Here is a 20988-nt window from a genome sequence, read left to right as displayed (position 1 = left end):
GCGTAGTCTGCCCTGTCACACCCCACCGCTTCCATCAGCCCGTAGCGGAACCCCAACCCAACGCCGCGTCCCAGGTCCAACGCCAGCCAACCAGCCGATCCCGCCCGCCACCACCACCAACCATCCCCCACCGCCCACGATACCTCACCGCCACGAGCTCATATCCCTCGGCAATCGCCCCCCATCGTCAATCACCTGCACCCGGTGCGGCAGCGCAACATCCCAGGTCCAGAAGATCACATTGACATCCAAAGCCGTCGCGCCAAGCGCAAAGCTTGGAACGATAATCCCAGCAACCCCGTCCGCCTCCAACCGTCGCATCATCGCCCATGACGGCGGCTCAATCTTCCGTGTCGCCAGGTCTTTCCACGCGCAACCGAGATCATCCAACGTCACCTGATGGGCCGCACGCACCCCGTCATCGGTCAAATCGAGAATATCCTCACAATCAACATCATAGCCACATAATGTCATCGGCTGCGCCTTGTATGGAAAACCTTGCTGCGCCTCCAGCCATGCCGTCTGCAACCGTCGTGAGGTATACAGCGCCTCAACGCCCACCGGGTTGAACCGGCCCCCATGCAGCGCAGCCCCAGCGCCAGAACTAGGCGCCCAGGCCCATCGCGGGTCGTGCGCGGTGCAAATAATCGTCCGTAGCCTCAAGCAAAACCGCCAACCGCCAGACCCGCCAAATACTCTTTAATGTCAGCAATCCGGCCACCCCGCACCAAATCCTCAGACGTCTGCCCGCCAAAAGCCGGGATCGGCTGCGAACGGAACCAGGAAAACGCCTGCGGCACCGATCCGCACCACGGCAAAATCCGATTAATAATCTCCGCCGTCTCCCGCAGCCTCGCTTGCGTTGCCGGCGCATTGAACCGGGAAGTCTTGGAAATCGCCTCCCGCGATAAACCAATCGAAAACGCCAAATCCGCCTTGGTGACCCGCAGCAATTGCGTCAACCGGTCGAGCTGGATCACCCCACTCGGGGCAAACACCTCGGCAAGAAAACCATCATCGCCCTGGTCAGGCCCCGAATGAATCAGAGAATCGGCCATAATGCCTCACAAAATACCCTTATAACGAGGCATGATATGAGCCTAAGCCAGCACCGATTCAAGTCAAAACTTTTGCCAACGCCGCCCACCCCCACCGCCACCCACCCGCTCACACCGTCATCGCATTGCAATCACCCAAGCCCATCACCACTTCGCTCCTACCACCAGGAGCAAAAAAATGGCCGATCATCGCCCAACGCGTCGTGCCTTCTGGGTCGGCGGACTCGCCTTGGCCGGCCTCGCCGCCGCGCCGCTCGCCGCGCCAGTCTCCGCCCAAGCCCAGAGCGTCTCGCTCAATTTCAGCTTCGGCTCCCCCGGCTATAATGTCGGCTTCTGGGCGCCACCCCCCTATTACCAGCGCTATTACTCGCCGCCGCTCTACGCTCAATATATGATGTGGTATTATTATCCTTCACAATATTACCATTATTACTACGCACCACCCCCGCCACCCCCGCCCGGCATCCCGCGCCCGCCGCGCCCGCCCTACGGCGCGCCACCCCCGCCGCCGCCCGGTCGATTCTTCCCCGGCCTGCGCATCGAACGCCCCGGTCGCTACCCCGGCGCACCCCACCCGCGCCCCGGCGGCCCCATCCCCCATTGGCGCCAAACTTTTGCGCCTCCCGGCAATTATCGACCCGGCCCCCAACATGGCGGACCGCAACGCGGCGGCCCACCCGGTCGTGGTCCCGGCGGTCCCGGTGGCCCTGGTCGCGGCCCGCATGGTCCCGGTAATGGCCCCGGTGGCCCTGGTCGCGGCCCGCATGGTCCCGGTAATGGCCCCGGTGGCCCTGGTCACGGCCCCGGCAACGGCCCCGGCGGCCCCGGCAACGGTCCCGGTTAACCACCAGTCCCATGGTTCAAAATGGCGGGTGCGCCTCACCACCCGCCATCTTGCCCAATCCCTCCGCCTCTGCTACCTCCGCCCTTCGCCACGGCTCGGCCCCTCCGCCGCGCCGTGTTCTATTTTGGCCCTTCTTCTCACTCTGACAACAAACGAGACCCATCATGGCTGTTCCGAAACGAAAAACCTCTCCGTCCCGTCGCGGCATGCGGCGCAGCCATCAGGCGCTCACCCCGCAAGCCCACGCCGAATGCGCCAATTGTGGCGAACTCAAGCGCCCGCATCATGTCTGCAGCCATTGCGGCCATTATGACAGCCGCGAAGTGGTCGAAGCTGGCAAACCCCTCAAAGGCGCGGTTCGGATCTGACCGTCCCGCCCCTATCGCTGCTTGGAATCCCCCGTGTCGGATAATCTCCCGGCCCCCTCCGCGCAGGAGCCAGGAACCTATCTGCTCGCCGTCGATGCCATGGGTGGTGATTTCGCGCCCGATAGCGTCATTGACGGGCTAAACATCGCCGCCGAACGCCATCCGGCGGCCAAATTCCTGATTTTCGGCACCGAATCCGCTCTGACCGAGCCGCTGCGCCGCGCCAAGCGGCTGCAGGGCAGGGTGGTCATCCGCCCCACCAGCGAGCGCATCGCCGATGATCTGAAACCCACCGCCGCCCTGCGCCTGCGGGACGCCTCAATGCGCCGCGCCATCGATTCGGTCGCCGCCGGCGAAGCCGCCGGGGTCATCTCCGCCGGCAATACCGGCGCCTTGCTCGCCCTCACCAAAATCATCCTAAAAACCATGAGCGGGATCGATCGGCCGGCCATGGCCGCCATCGGCCCCTCCGCCCGGGGCGACGTGGTGATGCTCGATCTCGGTGCCAACATGGCGTGCGACGCCCGCAACCTGATCGAATTCGCCGTCATGGGCGAAGCGTTCGCCCGCACCGTGCTCGGCTTGCCGTCCCCCACCATCGGCCTGCTCAATGTCGGCTCGGAGGAAATGAAGGGCGATGAAATGCGCAAACGCGCCGCCGAAGCCCTGCGCGCCAGCCCCATCGCCCCGCAATTTCACGGCTTCGTCGAAGGGCATGACATCGCCGCCGGCACCGTCGATGTCATCGTCACCGATGGCTTCACCGGCAATATCGCGCTGAAAACCGGGGAAGGGGCGCTAAAACTGGTCGCCGACCTGCTCAAACGCGTGTTCACCGCCTCCATCGCCGCCAAACTCGCCTATATCCTCGCCCGCCCCGGCCTGAACCGCCTGCGCGAATGGCTCGATCCGCGCCGCTATAATGGTGCCGTGCTGCTCGGCCTCAATGGCGTGGTGGTCAAATCCCATGGCGGCACCGATGCCGAAGGTTTTGCGCACGCCGTCGATGTCGCGATGGACATGATCGTCAATCGCTTCAATGAACGCATCCGCGATGGTCTGCGCCAGCACGCCAATCGCGAAACCCTGGCCGAACAGGCCGAGGCCACCAGCCGCCCCGAAATCGCAGCAGGATAATCATGCGCCGCTCTCTCTTCGCCGGTATCGGCGGCTATCTCCCCGTCCGTTCCGTCAGCAACGACGAACTCGCCGCCGAATATGGCCTCGATACCTCGGATCAATGGATTCGCGAGCGCACCGGCATCGAGCGTCGCCACCTCGCCAACGCCGAGGAAACCGCTGGCTTCATGGGTACCCAAGCCGCACGCCGCGCCCTCGCCATGGCGAATATCGAGGCCGCCATGGTCGATTGCATCATCGTCGCCACTTCCACGCCGGATCAAGCCTTCCCCGCCACCGCCGTCACCATCCAAGCCGAACTCGGCATCACCCAAGGCTTCGCGTTCGATCTCTCCGCCGCCTGCTCCGGCTTCGTCTATGCCCTCTCAGTGGCGGACGCGATGATCCGCACCGGCCAGGTCAAAGCCGCCTTGGTCATCGGCACCGAAATCTATTCGCGTATCCTCAACTGGCAGGATCGCGGCACCTGCGTCCTGTTCGGCGATGGCGCGGGCGCCGCCCTGCTGCTCGCCGACGATCAGCCTGACAATCAAACCAACCCCCGAGGCGTGCTCTCCACCCATTTGCACGCCGATGGCCGCTATGGCGACATCCTCTATATCGATGGCGCGACCGGCCAATCCGACAAACCCCAGCATCTGGTGATGAATGGCCGCGAAGTCTTCCGCCACGCCGTCGGCAAACTCGCCGGCGCGGTCGAGGAAGCACTGGCCGCCAACCATCTCACCACCGCCGATATCGATTGGCTGGTCCCCCACCAAGCCAATCGCCGCATCATCGATGCGATGGGCAAGCGCCTGAATTTAAACGATCATCAAGTCGTCGTCACCGTCGATCGGCACGCCAATACCTCCGCCGCCTCCATCCCCCTGGCCCTCGCCGAAGCGGTCAATGATGGCCGGATCAAACCCGGCCATCTGGTGCTGATCGAAGCCCTCGGCGGCGGCCTAACCTGGGGTTCCGCCTTGATTCGCCTCTGATTTTCGGCTCGTTACGCGAATCGATCTGTTGACCCGCGCGAAAATCTTGGTAATCTTGCAAAATGAACACCTTGACCCGTGTGGCCTTGGCCGAATCAATCTACAGCGCCGTCGGCCTGTCCCGCAACGAATCCGCGGATCTTCTCGAGTCGGCCCTCGACCATATTCGTCGCTCGCTGGCCAACGGCGAAACCGTTAAAATCACCGGCTTCGGCACGTTTTCAGTGCGCCAGAAAGGCCGCCGCATCGGGCGCAACCCGAAAACCGGCATCGAAGTGCCGATCCTGCCCCGCCGCGTGCTCACCTTCCGCCCCAGCCATATTCTGCGCGACGCGGTGGATGCCGGCATCGCCCCATCCGAACCCCACGCCTCGTGACCAACAGCCTCGCCAACGAGGAAGCGACGCCCGCCCGTGCGCGCAAATCCGCCGAGGCCTATCGCACCATCAGCGAAGTCGCGGATGAACTCCACGTCCCCCAGCACGTCCTGCGCTTCTGGGAAACCAAATTCCCCCGCATCAAGCCGCTGAAACGCGGCGGTGGCCGCCGCTACTACCGGCCCGATGATATCTCGCTCCTCCGCCGCATCGCTGATTTGCTGTATAATCAAGGCTATACAATCAAAGGTGTACAACGCCTACTCAAAGAAGGCGGCGGCGCCCTGCATGAATTCATCCCGCCCGCCTCGCCCGAAGAGCGCGCCGCCGCCGCCGCCGAGCGCGGCGAACAGAGCGATTTGCTCGCACCGCTCACCCCAGAACTGCCGCCCGCCGCACCGCGCCCCACCAAACTCAGCCACAACCAAGCGCGGGACGCCGAGCTGCACCGCCTGCGCACCGCCCTACGCGAAGCCCTCGCCGCCCTCGAAACCTTGCGGAACCAGCTAAGTTAATCGCCCCGGTTGCCTCCGCGCCTCAGCATTGCTAGACCCCATCTCGTCGGAGCGTAGCGCAGCCTGGTAGCGCATCAGTCTGGGGGACTGGGGGTCGTGGGTTCGAATCCCGCCGCTCCGACCATTTTCTGCCCCCGTTTCAAATCATGCGTCCCAATCTTGCACCGCATCATTAATTATTCTACATATAATCTCATAATTGATGCAGGCTCCCATGACTTCCAGCGCTCCCCCCCCAATCGATCGCCCGCCCGCTTGGTCGCAATTCGATGCCGCTTGGTATGTCACCCGCCACCCCGAGAGCAAAATCTCCTGCAAAATCTCCGGTGACAGCCTCGCCGAATTCTTTGCCCACCAAGGCAGCCGCCTCGGCCACAGCCCGAACATGCTGTTCGACGAGCGCTTCTACCGCGCCACCTACCCCGACATCGCCGCCCTGATCACCAGCGCCAAACTCGCCTCCGGCTTCCAGCATTTCGGCAGCGATGGTCGCGGCGATCGCAACCCCCACCCGCTCTTCAACGTCCATCTCTACATCACCCGCAACCCCGAGCTCACGCCCGATTTTCTCGCCGCCGAACGCTGTCACGATCTCTACGATCACTATCTCACCATCGGCCAATTCCAGAACCGCATCGCCCACCCGCTGTTCGATCCGGTGTTCTACCGCACCGCCGCCCTGCAAGCCGGCTGCGACCCCGCCGAACTCAACCGCCTCGGCCCCTTCACCCACTACCTCACCCGCCTGCATCACCGCGCCCCCGAACTCGCCACCACCCCCTATTTCGACCCGACCTGGTATTGCACCCGCTACCCGGACGCCGCCGCCCAAATCGCCGCCGGCGCCTATCTCGGCGCGCTCGATCATTATCTCCGCCACGATCATACCGGCGCGTTCGATCCGTGCGCCGAATTCTCCGAACATTACTATCTCGATACCTACCCCGACGTCGCCGACGCCGTCGCCAACGCCGCCTTCCGCTCCGGCTACACCCATTTCCTGCTCCACGGCGCCGAAGAAACCCGCCGCCCCCGCGCCGATATCGACCTCGCTTATATCCAATCCGCCCACCAAGCCGTCGCCGCCGCCCTCGCCGATGGCACCCACCCGCACGCTTACGCCTATCTCTGCACCACCGGGCGCACCGAACCGCTCGCCCTCGCGCCACCCCCGCCCGAACCCGAAATCCTCGAACCCGCCACCCGCCTGCTGTTCCACCGCCAAGCCGCCGCCGCCCTGCCGCTCTTCGCCCGCCATCAGCTCGATTTCACCCCGAAATCCGCACCCTCCGTCGCCATCGTGATGGTCCTGTTCAACAAATTCGACCTCACCCTCCAAGCCCTCGCCTCCCTGCGCGACAATTTCGCGGCCGACCTGCAACTCATCATCATCGACAACGCCTCCACCGACCAAACCGCCCGCCTCGAACGCTTCGTCACCGGCGCCACCATCATCCACAGCCCCGACAATCTCGGCTTCCTGCGCGCCTGCAACCTCGCCCTCGAACACGTCACCGCCCCCGCTTTGCTCTATCTGAATAACGACATCACCCTCGGCCACGCCGCCCTCGCCCGCGCCCTCGCCCGCCTCGCCAGCGCGCCGGACATCGGCGCCGTCGGCGGCAAAATCCTGCGCACCCACGCCCGCCTGCAAGAAGCCGGCTCGATCATCTGGGACGATGGCCGCACCGATGGCTATCTGCGTGACGCCTCGCCCCTCGCCCCCGAAGCCAATTTCGTCCGCGATGTCGATTATTGCTCCGGCGTCTTCCTGCTCTGCCGCACCGATCTCGTCCGTCGCCTCGGCGGCTTCGATCCCGCCTTCGCCCCCGCCTATTACGAAGAGGCCGATCTCTGCGTGCGCATGCACAAAGCCGGCTACCGCATCGTCTATGACCCCTCCGTGGTCATCAACCATCTCGAATTCGGCAGCGCCGCCGGCTCCGAAGCCTCCATGGACCTGATGCGCCGAGGCCGCCGCAAATTCCGCGCCAAACACGCCGACTACCTCGCCACCAAACTCCCCCAATCCCCCGCCAACCACATCCGCGCCCGCACCCCCAGCCCCGCCAAACGCATCCTCTACCTCGAAGACACCGTTCCCGTCCGCCGCCTCGGCTCCGGCTTCGTCCGCGCGAACGACGTCGCCTGCGCCATCGCCGCCGCCGGCCACGCCCTCACCATCCTGCCCATCAACGGCACCTCACTCGACATCATTTCCCTCCTCGCCGACCTGCCCGATACCGTCGAAATCCTCTACGACCGCACCATCAACGACCTCGCCACCCTCCTCGCCGAACGCCCCAATTTCTTCGACGCCATCTGGGTCTCCCGCACCCATAATCTCGACCGCACCCTCCCCATCTTCCAAGCCGCCGGCATCGATCCAGCCCGCACCCCCATCATCCTCGACACCGAAGCCATCGAAGCCCTCCGCCTCCAAGCCTCCGCTTCCCTCAACAATTCCCTCAACCCCACCCAAACCACCGAATTCGACCTCACCGCCGCCCTCAACCGCGAATTCGCCAACGCCGCCCTCTGCACCCACATCACCGCCGTCAACCAAGCCGAAGTCTCGCTCCTCCACAGCCTCAATCTGCGCCGCAGCTCCCTCCTCGGCACCATCCGCGAACCATCCCCCACCCCGCGCCACTTCACCGCGCGCGACGGCCTGCTGTTCATCGCCTCCATCCACCAAACCGACAGCCCCAACTATGACAGCCTGCACTGGTACGTCACCGAAATCCTGCCCCGCCTGATCACCCTCCTGATCGACCCGCCCAAACTCACCGTAATCGGCTACACCGCCCCCGGCATCGACCTCTCCCCCTTCGCCAGCCGCTACGTCCTGCTCCGTGGCGCCGTCGATGACACCACCGAAGCCTACAACACCCACCGCCTGTTCATCGCCCCCACCCGCTACGCCGCCGGCACCCCCTACAAAATCTACGAAACCGCCGCCCTCGGCCTCCCCGCCATCGCCACCGCCCTCCTGCGCGACCAGCTCGGCTGGACCGAAGGCGTCGAAATCACCACCGCCCCCATCAACGACGCCGACGCCTTCGCCACCGCTATTGCGCGCCTCTACCAATCCGAAGCCCGCTGGAACGCCCAACGCGAAGCCGCCCTCCGCCGCCTCGAAGCCGAAAACGCGCCCGCCCCCTTCAACGCCACCGTCCAATCCATCCTCGCCGACGCTTTTGCCCCCGCCACCCGCCGCGCCAATCTCCAGCTCGTCTCCTAATTTCTCACCCTTGCCGCCCCCATTTCCCGCCGCTACCATTGCTCTCCAGGAGCCCGCCTCGATGAACCAACTCGCCCCGCCATCCGATTATTTCGACCCCGAATACTACCTCGCCACCAACCCGGACGTGCTGGGCGGCATCCGTGACGGCTACTTCCTCGATGGCTACCACCACTACACCCTGCATGGCCGCGCCGAAGGCCGCCTCGCCGTCCCCGCCTTCGATGCGGACTGGTACCTGTCCACCTACCCCATGGCCCGGCTCGATCTCGAACAAGGCCGCGCCCCCACCGCCTGGCACCATTATCTCCGCCTCGGCAAATATCGCGGCTACCTCCCCAACCCCCACGCCCCGCGCCCCGACAATCCCTCCCACCCGCGCGATCGCTTCGGCGGCCTCTGGACCGACCAGCCCGATGCCCGTGACATCATCCTCGGTCGCCTCTCCATCGGCGCCCTCACCGAAGCCACCGCCGCCGCCCTCCTGCACTGGGTCGAGCACGGCTACGTCATCATCAAAAACGCCATTTCGCTCCCCCTCCTGGCCGCCGCCCGCGCCGAGCTTGACCGCGCCTATAACGGCGAAATCGATGGCCTCCTGTTCCAATGCCTCGCCCTCTCCAACGAAAACATCCCCTGGCAACCCGCCATCAACGAAAAACCCGCCAAAGCGCTCGACCTGCACGCCAAATCCGCCATCACCCGCGACCTAATTTTCGCACCCCCCATCATCCAATTCCTCAACCTCATCTTCGAACAAAAACCCCTCGCCTCCCAAAGCCTCGGCTTCCTGCGCGGCTCCGGCCAACCCCCCCACCAAGACACCGCCTACGTCGTCTACTCCCACCCCCGCCGCTTCGCCGCCTCCTGGATCGCCCTGGAAGACGTCAAACCCGGCGCCGGCGAACTCCTCTACTACCCCGGCAGCCATTCCTTCCCGGACTATCTCTACGGCGAGCACCATAAAAGCATCCACGAAGCCCGCCGCACCAACGCCGCCGGCGATAACGCACTCCGCGACCGCGAAGAGTCTCACTCCCACAGCCTCGTCGCCCACGCCAACCACCGTAATCTCTCCGAAAAAACCCTGATCGTGAACGCCGGCGACGCCCTAATCTGGCACGCCGACCTCGCCCATGGCGGCAAACCCATCTCCTCCACCGACACCCGCCGCAGCGTCGTCACCCACTACTGCCCCGCCAACATCGCCCCACTCTCCTTCGAATCCGGCAAATCGAGCCTTGAACCCCACGACACGACCGCCTTTTTCTCTTCCGTGGTGTATTGACCCCAACCCCGCCACGCCCCACCCCGTCATTGCGAACGCAGTGAAGCAATTTTTCTCTCCGCACCCCGCCCACCACCAAAAGCCCGCGAACATAGCCAAGGCCCCAGCGCATGAACGTCAATTCCCCAAGCAATGCGCCTCCGGACTTTCGCGCTGGCCATTGCCGCCGACCCGCCGCCATGGCAAAAACTAGCATGTTCTCAACCACGATCCGTTAGCCCCCCATGCCCACTGATCCGCCCGACTGGCGCACCACGTTTATCGAACTCCGCAACACGGATCAAACGAACAAGGCGTTGGCGTTCCTAGAAACTCAGGCAACGGAAAATCCGCACGACGCGGACCGACAAATTGAACTTGCCAAATATTACGCAAGCCAAAACCGACATGCCGAAGCCTTAACCGTCCTACAACAACTCTCAGGGTCGGATGACTTCCATGCGCGTTTTCGCGCCATGCTCGAAACCGCCGAAATCAAGGCAAATCAAAACGACATTGCAGGTGCCGAAGCCATGCTGGCCTTTGCTCGCGCCGCTGACCATGGCAGCCATTGGCCAATTCTCCGGCTGTCCCAACTTCTTGCCCAAACGGGCCGGGCCGATCAGCGCCAAGCTCTAATCGAGTCAGCCTACGAAACACTCCGCCCCGATGGTCGCGCCGAAATCGCCCGCCACCTCGCCGAATTTCGGGCCTACGACCATTTCAACCAAACCCGGCACCAGCCCGATTGGCGCCCGCGCATGCCCGGTTCCGTCCCCGCCCTGGCCCAAGCCGGGCTGATCATGATGGTCAAAGACGAAGCCGATATCATTACCCAAAATCTCGACCATCACTACGCGCTCGGCTTTCGCACTTTCTGCCTACTCGATAATGGCAGCACCGATGCAACCCCGGATAAAATCCACGCATTCCGCAAAAATCACGCCGACGCATTGGTCCTCGCCGTCAACGATCCAATCGTGGGCTATTACCAATCCGCTAAAATGGATATTTTCCAACAAACGCTCATCCGTTACGCGGCCATCGCCAATATCCATCTCGATTGGATGTTCTTTATCGATGCCGATGAATTCATCGCCTATACCGGTCCGGACAACGCCACCGGCATCGCCGCACTCAACGCCGAACTGACGAACCCAGACGCGCACCTCCTCGTCCTGCATTGGCTCCACGCAGCATCCCACACCGCCATCGAAACCCCGCCCGATTTGTACGACCCCTTCATCCTCCTCAGCAAATTTACCTCTCGTCTGCTGCCCGTTGTGCCAAAAATCGCCTTCCGAACCAATCTCGGCTTGGCCCCGATGATGGGAAATCACTTCGTCGAAAATTTTTCGTCGTCCTTGGCCGCAAGCCGCCCACTAGCCCTCGCTGATTGGTATATGGCCCATTTCCCGCTCCGCTCGCTCGACCATACGCGAAGCAAAGTGATCAACGGCGGCAAAGCCTTCCGCAATTCACAAGGACTCGAAATCCACGGTGGACACTGGCGCGAGCGCTATGCTCTCTACGAGAAACATGGCGATATCATCATCCGACAGTTGCTTGAGCAGCATATTCGGGGGATCCAATGAGAATAAAAAAACGTGCTGGAACGGTGTTTCGTCGCCAATTTCTCGTAATTGAAAGACTCAAGGAAAACTGGGATGAAAAATCCAAACCTCATCGCGGGATTGGCATCGGACTTCGGCGAAAAACTATTTGGATCCGCTAATTATCTGGTCGAACAACGGGGCGCTTGTCGACGCCGCATAGCGCAGTTAACTACGACGAATCGCATTGACTTGCTTGCTATCCATCGGCTAACTTAACAATAGAAAATCAGCCAACATTTGGCCAAATCGTAAAGTGTACATTGGATAAGAAAATGAATGAATTTATCGCCTCAAGAACCGACCCACTAACACGCGCCGCAATTCGCCACGGCTCCGACAAATTTGGCGGCCATATTTACACGCCGATCTACCACCAACTTTTTCAGCATCTCCGTGAGAAGTCAATTCGGATGTTAGAAATCGGAATTGGGGGATATGATTCTCCGAAAGCTGGAGGCGCAAGCTTACGAATGTGGGCAGAATATTTTCCTTATGCAAAGATCATTGGGCTCGATATCGAGGCCAAGAAAATCGATATTTCCCCGCGCGTCAAAATTATTCAAGGCTCACAAATTGACATTGATCTCCTCAAAAAAATTACCGGCGAACATGGGCCGTTTGATATCATTGTAGATGATGGAAGTCATGTTGTGTCGCACATGATAGACAGTTTTATTTGTCTTTACCCGCTTATGGCGTCCTCGGGCATTTATGCTATTGAGGACGTCCAGACCTCCTTCTCGACAAATTCTGGGGGCAACCAGTCTGGAGCGGGCACCATTTTTGATCTAGCGCATCGTGTGGGACTCGCGATGCATATACTGGAAGGATTTATTCCAACAAATCAGGACGAGATTAATTCTTTCGGTAAAATAACTAAATCAATTGCATTATATCGTAATCAGGTAATATTTCATCGGGGAGAAAACACCTACCCATCGAATATAAATCTCGATTTTGAAAATTCTGAAGTGCGATCAGTTTATCAAACAATAATTAATGAATTAGCTTTAAACCCATCTTCGCGAAGTTATTTATCAGTTATTGATATGTTAATTTGGGCGGGGCGTCAGGCCGAAGCGGCGAGGTTTGCAATTGAAGCTTCGAACGCTTATCCAGACGATGAAATTCTTCATAACGAGCTCATACGGATGATGTCGTGGGCAGGTCAAGCCAAAGCACAAGAACTTATTGTTGAAAAAACAACGTTTATCGAACAAAAAAATAATTCAAAGACGTAGAAAATTTTGAAATGGAAAATTCTAATCCTGTAATTTTTTCAATCGCCTCGTGGGGAAATCTCGGGAACCGGATTCTAGAGTTTTTTGCTGCTGCGGCAATCGCATCAAAAATAAATTCCAAAGTATTAATAAATGTCGATCTGCCAGAATGGAATTACGTGTATGACAAAAATTTACACGAATCAATGAAAAACTATAAGGATGAGGTTTTGTATTTGAGTGACAGCGATGTGGTTGATGTAAATACTATCGCGATGAAAATTAATGCGACGGGAAAAAAATATGTTATATTTGAAGGGTATTTTCAACGAATAAATCTATATTGCAATCCGGAATACTATCGGAAGCTGTTTCCGATCGATTCTGCATACCAATCAGAATTTGCAGATGATGAAATCGTCTTGAATATTCGGGCAGGTGAAATCTTAAACGGCGTAAGTTGGTATCCTCTTGTTCCGCCAATTTTCTATAAGAACCTCGTCGACGACACAAATATGAAACCGGTACTGCTGGGTCAATTAGATCGTAATCGATATGTTGACGAGATAGTTGATCTATTACCATCGGCGCGGCTGTTGCCAAGTCAAGGAGCGGTGTCAGATTTTAATCGACTAAGACAAGCAAAGAATATCTGCATCGCGGTCAGTACTTTTTCGTGGGCTTCAGCTTGGTTGTCCAACGCTGATCAAATTCACGTCCCTTTACTGGGGTTCTTGCACCCACATTGTTTTAAGCCAGGCATGCACGGCTTAGGTGGGATAGACTTAGCTCCGACACATGATCCTAGATATCATTTCCATCTCATGCCCCTTATTCACGGGGAGACGATGGATTTATATTTAAACCACGTATCAAATTTAAATCCAATATCAAAAAAAATCTCACACGCCTATGTAGATCAATTAAAACGGCAACAGCCGATACTGAATCGGCATATTCTTGAATTACCCATAGACGAGGAGTGGTATATAAAACAGTATCCAATTGCGGCCTGGGAAATAAGTGAAGGATGGTATCACGACGCATCACACCACTATGCTGAAGTTGGTGTGTTACGAAATTATAACTGGCATAAAGATATATATTTGCCCAGTTCACCAAACATCTCAGAAGGTAAGTCAGCAAACCAGAGCTCAATATCCGCATGGTCAATTGGCGAAACAACACATGAGGATGCTATGCGTGCGCTCGATGGAGATTCAAATAAGGAGTGCGCGTTTCATACAGACGTTGAAGATTTTCCGTGGTGGGTTGTAAATCTTAATGGGTTGCACAATATTGAGTGCGTGAATATTTTTAATCGAGTCAATATCGCCGCTATAAGAACAAGGATCAACCCGTTTGCGCTTGAATTTTCTTTAGACGGAATAGCATGGTCTGAAATTTTTAGAACGCACGAAAATTTTGATTTTGGTGCAGCCGTCAGACCGAATATCCCGTTGCAATGGGTTCGATCCGAATCAGAAGCATTAGCAAAATTTGTTAGGATCCGAGTTTTAAAATCAAAAACGTATTTGCACTTGGCGGCAGTTGAAATATTCGGTGATCCAGTAATCATATAAACTGTAGCTAGAAACTTGGATCTGAAGGATATTCAGCGACGAGCTGTGCGCAAGTATTTTCCCTCTTGCCCACCCCGCCGCCACCATGCCATATTAACGCATGGCCACGAGAACTAACCCTCTTGCGCTGCCGCTGGCGGATCGCCTCACCGTGATCCTCACCATGCTGCGCAAAATCATCGGCGATCAAGGCCCGGCGCTGCGCATCAATCCCGCCCTCAATCTCCTCATCTGGAAACGCGTCGGCTATTTCATCCGCCGCTTCCGCCAAATCGCGACCAATCCCCCCAAACCCCGCCCCCCGCGCCCAAACCGCAGCCCAAGCGCGTCCAAACCCCAAGCCGATCCCAGCTTACTCAAACTCCCCACCCGCCACGCCTGGCTGCCGCGCCTGTTCCCCGGTCACCTCGTCCCCTGCGCCCGGGGGCAGTTCCAAACTTTTCTCACCGAACCGGATATGACCGCGCTGATCGCCGAAACCCCCCAGCTCGGGCGCATCCTCCGCCCCCTCTGCCACATGCTCGGCATCCCGCTCCCCGATAATTTGCGCCGACCAAAAATCCCCCGCCCCAAATCTTTTTCTCCGCCGCGCCCACGCCGGCCCCGGATCAAAAAACCCGCACCCCCCGAACCAACCCTTTACGAATATTTCCTGGCCAAATACCCGCCCCCGGTGCGCCCCATGCTCCCAGGCCACCTCTACAAACCCCTCAACCCCAACAAATATCGCGCCTAACCGGCCTTTCGCGCCTTCGCGCCCAAATCATTCCGGTATCAAAACAAATAAAATCTCAGGCCAGCCCCACCGCCCACAGCGCAAACGCATAAGTCAGCGCCACCTGCTTCAACGCATCAAACCGCCCGGCAGACCCGCCATGCCCGGCCTTCATCTCCATATGCAGCAAAATCGGCTGCGTCCCCGTGCTCGCCGCCCGCAATTTCGCAACGAACTTCGCAGGCTCCCAATACGTCACCCGTGGATCAGAAAGCCCCCCGGTCGCCAAAACCGCCGGATAGGGCAGGGGCCTGATATTGTCATACGGCGAATAAGCCGCAATCGCCTCATACGCCGCCTCATCCACCAGCGGATTGCCCCATTCCGGCCATTCCGGCGGCGTCAACGGCAGCGTGTCGTCAGACATCGTGTTGAGCACATCAACAAACGGCACCGCCGCAATAATCCCCGCCCATAAATCCGGGCGCATGGTCAACACCGCCCCCATCAACAACCCACCCGCCGAACCGCCCAACCCCACAATCCGGCCCGCTTGCGCCATCCCGCGCTTAATCAAATCCTCAGCCACATCAATAAAATCGGTAAAACTAACCGCCTTGCGCGTCCCCCGCGCCGCCAAAAACCAGTTCCACCCCCGCTCAGTACCCCCGCGAATATGCGCAATCACATACACAAACCCCCGATCCACCAAACTCAGCACATTCGCCCGAAATGCCGGATCAGTCGGAATCCCATAAGCCCCATACCCATACAATAAAATCGGCGCCGCCCCATCCGGGCGAACATCCCGCCGATGCAACAACGTCACCGGCACCAACGTCCCATCCCGCGCAACACTTTCGATCCGCGTGGTCACATAATCCGAAGGCTCATGCCCCGAAGGAATTTTCTGCGCCTTCACCAACACCCGCTCACCCCGCGCCATGTCATAATCAAACCATTGCGTCGGCGTGGTCAGCGAAGAATAGCGAAACCGTAGAATCGTGGTGTCAAACTCAAACCCCTCCTCAATCCGCACCACATAAGCCGGCTCATCAAACCCAATCCGCCGCACATCCCCCACCCGCGGCACCAGCAAAATCTCCGTATTGGCATTCACCCGCACCAACACCGCGAGGAAATCCGCAAACGCCACCACATCAACAATAAACCGCCCCGCCTCATGCGCGAGCACATCGCGCCAATGCGCCCGGCCCGGCTGCGCATACGAAGCCTCGACCAGCCGAAAATCATCCGCCTGATCATTGGTGCGAATAATCAGCCTGCCCCCCCAATCCACCGCCTCATACCGCACCCCATCGCGCCGCGCCTCAATCAACACCGGCGCCGCATCCGGAGCATCCCCCGGAATAAACCAAGCCTCGCTGGTTTCCTGATTGCCGCATTGAATAAAAATCGCCCGCCCGGAACTGGCCGCATTCACCCCCAGAAAAAATCCCGGATCCCGCTCCTGATACACCAACTGATCAAAATCACGCCCCACCACCCGCCGCATCACCCGCGTCGGTCGGCCATGATCATCCCGATAAATCCAAAAAATCCGCTGCGAACACGCGGACCAACAAAAATCCCCGGTGCAATCCTCAATCGCTGACCCCACCATCGCCCCGGTGGCAATCTCCATCACCCAAACCCGGTACACCTCCGAGCCTTGCACATCCTCGGCAAACGCAAACAACCGATGATCCGGACTATGCGCCGCCGCGATAATCTTAAAATAATCCTGCCCCACCGCCCGCACATTGGCATCGAGCAAAATCTGCTCCGCTCCCCCCGCCCGCGGCGTGCGTGCATAAATCGGATGTTCCGCTCCAGGCGCATACCGATAATAGTACGACCACGCCCCATCATCCATCGGCGGTGATCGATCATCCGGATCAATCCGCGCTTCCATCTCCGCACGCAGCGTCGCCTGCAACGCAGCCGTCCCGCCGAGCACCGTCTCGGTATAGCCATTCTCCGCGTCGAGATAATCACGAATATCAGCCCGCAGCACCGAAGGGTCGCGCAACACCTTCTGCCAATCCGGGTCTTTCATCCACGCATACTCATCAACCCGCACCCGGCCCAACTGCGTGAGCGTAACCGGCGCGCGCTTCGCCTGCGGTGCGGCACTCATACCGCCGTCCCCCCAACCGTCAGCCCGGATATTTTCAGGGTCGGCTGCCCAACCCCCACCGGCACCCCCTGACCATTCTTGCCGCAAGTGCCGATGCCCGGATCAAGTTCCAAATCCGCACCAATCATCTCAACCTTAGTCAGCGCATCCGGCCCATTGCCAATCAGCGTCGCCCCCTTCAGCGGCGCCCCCACCTTGCCATCCTCAATCAAATACGCCTCGGACGCCGAAAACACGAACTTGCCGGAGGTAATATCCACCTGACCCCCGCCGAAATTCGCCGCATAAATCCCCCGCTTGATCGAGCCGATCATATCCTCCCGGCTCGCCTCGCCCGCGAGCATGATCGTATTGGTCATCCGTGGCATCGGCATATGCGCATAAGATTGCCGGCGGCCATTCCCCGTCGCGCGCATATTCATCAGCCGCGCATTCTGCCGGTCCTGAATATAGCCGGTGAGAATCCCATCCTCGATCAGCACCGTCCGCTGCGTCGGCGTACCCTCATCATCCACACTCAACGAGCCACGCCGATGCGCAATCGTGCCGTCATCAATCACCGTCACGCCCTTGCTGCCGACCCGCGCCCCCATCAACCCGGCAAAGGCGGAGGTTTTCTTACGGTTGAAATCCCCCTCCAACCCATGACCAATCGCCTCATGCAGCAAAATCCCCGGCCAACCGGCGCCAAGCACCACCGGCATCTCCCCCGCCGGCGCTGGAACGCTCTCGAGGTTCAGCGAGGCCTTGCGAATCGCCTCATCCACCGCCGCACGCCAAAAGCCCGGCGCGGTCACACTCGCATAGGTCTCGCGTCCGCCCGCGCCATGACCGCCGCTCTCGCGCCGCCCGCCTTGCTCCATCACCACCGAAACGCTCAACACCACCAGCGGCCTGACATCGGCAACCCGCGAACCATCGGCCCGCAAAATCTCGACCACCTGCCACTCGCCCGACAAACTCGCCGTCACCTGCACCACCCGCCGGTCCTGCGCCCGCGCATAAGCATCAATCTCGGCCAACACATCGGCCCTTGCGGCAAAATCCATCGCCGCAAATGGGTTCTGCGCGGTGTATAACGCCGGCCCATTCCCACCCGGCCCCACCGCGATGCTGCCGCTCTCGCCCGCTCGCGCGTCGCGCAACGTCCCCACCGCCCGGCTCAGGGCCGGCACCGAAATCTCCCCGGCATGGGCGTAAATCGCGCTCTCGCCGGTCACCGCCCGCAGCCCAAACCCCGAACGACTATCGAAACTCGCCATGCGGATGCGGCCATCATCAAAACTGACCACCTCGGATTCGCTATATTCCAGGAACAGTTCCCCATCATCAGCCAGTTCCAGCACCGGCGCGATCAAGCGCGCCGCCTCATGCGGATCAAGGCCGGTGGTGCCGTGAAACAAGCGATCAGCAATCGTCCGTTGGTCAGACATTATTCAGCAGCCTTCATCGTCAATTGTGTTGAAACCGGTCGTGGTGCCGCACCGCGCAGCGCATGGCGGCAGGCGATGCATGCCGCAAGCAGCAGCACCGCCGTCAATTCATGGATATAGCCCAAATCGCCCATACCCGAAACGACCGTGCTCATCCCCAGAATATATTGCAGCGTAATCAGCCCGGCGAGCAGCAAAAACAAATCCCGCACCCGCGGGCCGAGCGGTGCGCGCAGCCCAATCGCCGCCGCGACGATCACCACACCCGCCGTGATCGTCGCGACAACCCGATGCTCGAACTGCACCGTGTGCGGATTGGCAAATAAATTGAGCCATACCGGATGCAGCGCCCAGCCGCGCCGTGGAAAAAAATGTCCGTTCATCAGCGGAAAACTATGATCAACATGCAGCCCGCCGGAGCCCGCCACCAAGGCCCCCAGACCAATCGTGACAATCAATAACCCCACCGACCAACTCAGTAGCGTCCGCAGCCCGGTATAGCCTTCAATCGGCACTGGCTCTGGATGACGCAACGAAAAACCAGTCCACAGCATCGCCGCGAAAATCAGCATCGCCAGCACCAAATGCGGCCCCAAATAGAGCGGGGAAGGGTGCAGTACACCGAACATCCCCTGATAGGTCATCATCCAACCCATCGTCGCCTCGATCGCACCGGCGGCGAACAGGGCGATCAACCACCACCCAAGTTTCGCGCTGATCCACCCCCGCCGCCAAAACACCGCCAGCGGCACCGCAAACACCAGCGCCATCAGCCGTCCCCAGTCACGGTCCAAAATATCGGGCCACGCCAAGGCTTGGAACTGCGCCAAACTCATGCGCGGGTGCAGCGTTTGAAATTGCGCGGTGCGTTGATAAAGCCCGAATAAATGCACCCAAGCCGCGTGGCTTTGCGGGGGCAGAATGCCAAAGAGCGGCTGCCATTGCTGGAGAATGAAACCAGCCCCGATGGTGCGCACATCGCCGCCGCCCATTACCATGCCGAAAATCATCGCTGCAATGATCAACAACCAAGTTCCGACCAGAGATTGCTGGCGGCGCGTGCTCATGCCGCGCGGCGGCCGCGCAGTTCGAAATAGGCCCAGACCGCGGCGGCGAGCAGCAGCACCGCATTGAGCTGATGCACAATGCCAATATCCAGAATTTTCGAAACCAGCGTCGTCACGCCCAGAATATATTGCACGATCAACAACGCGCCCATCACCAAAAACGCATCGCGCGCCCGCGCAGGCAGATCAGCCCGGATCGCGCCCACCACCGCCACCAACACCACCAGCGCCGCGATGGTGCCGATCACCCGATGATCCCATTGGGTGGTCACTTTGCTCAAGAAAAAATTACTCCAAAACGGGTGCAAATGGCCGTAATTGGGCGGAATCCAGCGGCCCTGCATCAACGGGAAGGTGTTATCCACCGTGTAGGCATGGGTGCCCGAGAGAAATGTGCCGGCGACGATAGCCACACAAATCACCACGATCGAGGCAATCGCGAACCAGCGGGCGGTGCGATAGCGTGCCGCCAAGTCCGGCGGAAGACGCGCTGCTTCTGGTTTCAGCACCACCAGACCCGTCGTGAACACCGCAATCGCCAGCGCCGTGGCAAAGCAATAATGGATTGCGAGGCGAAACACCGAAACCTCGGTCAGCCCCGGCTGAAAGCCAGAGCGCACCATCCACCAGCCGATAAAGCCCTGCACCCCGCCCAGTACAAACAAGGTGACCAGCCAAGGGCGCAGCCGCCGCTCCAGCCGCCCGGTCCACCAAAACCAAACCAGCGGCACCCCAAAATCCAGCCCCAATAACCGCCCCCAGAGACGATGGATCCATTCGGGCCAGAAAATCGCCTTGAAGCCGGCCAAATCCATATGATGATTGAGCAGCTTATATTGCGGAATGGTCTTATACAGCGCGAACATCCGCTCCCACGCCGCATGGCTGAGCGGCGGAATCACCCCCGACACTGGCTGCCACGCCATGATCGACAGGCCAGCATTGTCATTCTGCACGTAAGCGCCAATGCCGAACATCTCGACAATCAGCGCAAAACTGACGAACAGCCAGGTCGCGACCAATTTACGATTGGCAGGCGAGGCTGCGATTTCCGCTCTTTCCACCTCGCGACGGGACTGCGCAACGGCTTGCGACGCCATGAACCACCTCAATTTCGGACTATTTTCGCTCACCCCGATTTGCACCCGATTATCGATTTGTAAACCCATCCCACCCCAACCGCGCGTCAATCTTTCGCGCGGGTCCGGCCTGTGGCGCCTAACCGCCCCTCTTGACCTCACGCCGCGCGCGATGCATCTAAATCGGAATGGGCAGCGTAATCGCTGCATCATCGCGTCTGGACCGTCCTGGCTCCAAGGCTTTCCCTCCGTTCTCACCCCGATCCTGTGATCGATCGTCACCGACCCTGTTGCACCAACGATCGCCAATCACGCCCGCATTGCGACCTTTTTCCTGTCTGG

General features: G+C 59.6%; 18 protein-coding genes and 1 tRNA gene. 13 read left to right on the top strand and 6 right to left on the bottom strand.

Annotation, left to right across the window (positions count from 1 at the left end; translation table 11 throughout):
• Positions 1-144: 144 nt before the first annotated feature.
• Together ACYUCQ_RS10815 and ACYUCQ_RS10810 are read right to left on the bottom strand one after the other, a co-directional pair.
• Positions 145-663, bottom strand: coding sequence for an RES family NAD+ phosphorylase (locus ACYUCQ_RS10815; protein WP_460254537.1), 519 nt, complete (start codon positions 661-663; stop codon positions 145-147).
• Complete coding sequence (locus ACYUCQ_RS10810; protein WP_460254536.1) at positions 660-1058, bottom strand: XRE family transcriptional regulator; 399 nt, start codon at positions 1056-1058, stop codon at positions 660-662. The genes ACYUCQ_RS10815 and ACYUCQ_RS10810 overlap by 4 nt, the downstream gene beginning before the upstream one ends.
• A 178-nt stretch (positions 1059-1236) precedes the next feature.
• Here ACYUCQ_RS10810 and ACYUCQ_RS10805 point away from each other — a divergent pair, with 178 nt between their 5' ends.
• The 13 genes from ACYUCQ_RS10805 to ACYUCQ_RS10745 all read left to right on the top strand — a co-directional run bounded on the left by ACYUCQ_RS10805 (position 1237) and on the right by ACYUCQ_RS10745 (position 14948).
• Entirely contained in the window at positions 1237-1902 is a 666-nt protein-coding gene (locus ACYUCQ_RS10805; RefSeq protein WP_460254535.1) for a hypothetical protein, read from the top strand.
• 164 nt (positions 1903-2066) lie between these two features.
• Positions 2067-2270 (top strand): 50S ribosomal protein L32, encoded by a 204-nt coding sequence (gene rpmF, locus ACYUCQ_RS10800; protein ID WP_460254534.1) that lies wholly within the window; start codon positions 2067-2069, stop codon positions 2268-2270.
• Positions 2271-2369: 99 nt separating this feature from the next.
• On the top strand, positions 2370-3407 hold the full coding sequence (plsX, locus tag ACYUCQ_RS10795; RefSeq protein WP_460254644.1) for a phosphate acyltransferase PlsX: 1038 nt from the start codon (positions 2370-2372) through the stop codon (positions 3405-3407).
• Positions 3408-3409: 2 nt separating this feature from the next.
• Positions 3410-4390, top strand: a complete 981-nt coding sequence (locus ACYUCQ_RS10790) for a beta-ketoacyl-ACP synthase III (protein WP_460254533.1) — start codon at positions 3410-3412, stop codon at positions 4388-4390.
• Between the two features lie 62 nt (positions 4391-4452).
• Complete coding sequence (locus ACYUCQ_RS10785) at positions 4453-4767, top strand: integration host factor subunit alpha (RefSeq protein ID WP_460254532.1); 315 nt, start codon at positions 4453-4455, stop codon at positions 4765-4767.
• Positions 4764-5282 (top strand): MerR family transcriptional regulator, encoded by a 519-nt coding sequence (locus ACYUCQ_RS10780; protein ID WP_460254531.1) that lies wholly within the window; start codon positions 4764-4766, stop codon positions 5280-5282. The genes ACYUCQ_RS10785 and ACYUCQ_RS10780 overlap by 4 nt, the downstream gene beginning before the upstream one ends.
• Positions 5283-5329: 47 nt before the next feature.
• Positions 5330-5406: transfer RNA gene (locus ACYUCQ_RS10775), tRNA-Pro, on the top strand.
• A gap of 90 nt (positions 5407-5496) precedes the next feature.
• On the top strand, positions 5497-8526 hold the full coding sequence (locus ACYUCQ_RS10770) for a glycosyltransferase (protein WP_460254530.1): 3030 nt from the start codon (positions 5497-5499) through the stop codon (positions 8524-8526).
• Between the two features lie 61 nt (positions 8527-8587).
• A complete protein-coding gene (locus ACYUCQ_RS10765) occupies positions 8588-9814 on the top strand; it encodes a phytanoyl-CoA dioxygenase family protein (RefSeq protein ID WP_460254529.1) in 1227 nt (408 codons plus the stop codon).
• Positions 9815-10038: 224 nt separating this feature from the next.
• A complete protein-coding gene (locus ACYUCQ_RS10760) occupies positions 10039-11388 on the top strand; it encodes a glycosyltransferase family 2 protein (RefSeq protein ID WP_460254528.1) in 1350 nt (449 codons plus the stop codon).
• Between the two features lie 293 nt (positions 11389-11681).
• Positions 11682-12650, top strand: a complete 969-nt coding sequence (locus tag ACYUCQ_RS10755) for a class I SAM-dependent methyltransferase (protein ID WP_460254527.1) — start codon at positions 11682-11684, stop codon at positions 12648-12650.
• An 11-nt stretch (positions 12651-12661) separates the two neighbouring features.
• Positions 12662-14212 (top strand): discoidin domain-containing protein, encoded by a 1551-nt coding sequence (locus tag ACYUCQ_RS10750; RefSeq protein ID WP_460254526.1) that lies wholly within the window; start codon positions 12662-12664, stop codon positions 14210-14212.
• A gap of 100 nt (positions 14213-14312) precedes the next feature.
• On the top strand, positions 14313-14948 hold the full coding sequence (locus ACYUCQ_RS10745; RefSeq protein ID WP_460254525.1) for a hypothetical protein: 636 nt from the start codon (positions 14313-14315) through the stop codon (positions 14946-14948).
• Positions 14949-15003: 55 nt separating this feature from the next.
• Here the strand turns inward: ACYUCQ_RS10745 and ACYUCQ_RS10740 are convergent, their stop codons facing one another.
• Genes ACYUCQ_RS10740 through ACYUCQ_RS10725 form a run of 4 tightly spaced genes read right to left on the bottom strand, consistent with a single transcriptional unit; the run spans position 15004 to position 20667 of the window.
• Entirely contained in the window at positions 15004-17067 is a 2064-nt protein-coding gene (locus ACYUCQ_RS10740; protein ID WP_460254524.1) for a S9 family peptidase, read from the bottom strand.
• Complete coding sequence (tldD, locus tag ACYUCQ_RS10735; protein WP_460254523.1) at positions 17064-18500, bottom strand: metalloprotease TldD; 1437 nt, start codon at positions 18498-18500, stop codon at positions 17064-17066. The genes ACYUCQ_RS10740 and tldD overlap by 4 nt, the downstream gene beginning before the upstream one ends.
• Positions 18500-19567, bottom strand: coding sequence for a COX15/CtaA family protein (locus tag ACYUCQ_RS10730; RefSeq protein WP_460254522.1), 1068 nt, complete (start codon positions 19565-19567; stop codon positions 18500-18502). Before ACYUCQ_RS10730 ends, tldD begins: the two co-directional genes overlap by 1 nt.
• Positions 19564-20667, bottom strand: coding sequence for a COX15/CtaA family protein (locus ACYUCQ_RS10725; protein ID WP_460254521.1), 1104 nt, complete (start codon positions 20665-20667; stop codon positions 19564-19566). The genes ACYUCQ_RS10730 and ACYUCQ_RS10725 overlap by 4 nt, the downstream gene beginning before the upstream one ends.
• Positions 20668-20988: the final 321 nt, after the last annotated feature.

Source organism: Acidiphilium sp. MT5, from assembly GCF_054767495.1.
The sequence above is the reverse complement of the archived record's forward strand: the minus strand, read 5'-3'. Positions and strand labels throughout refer to the sequence as shown.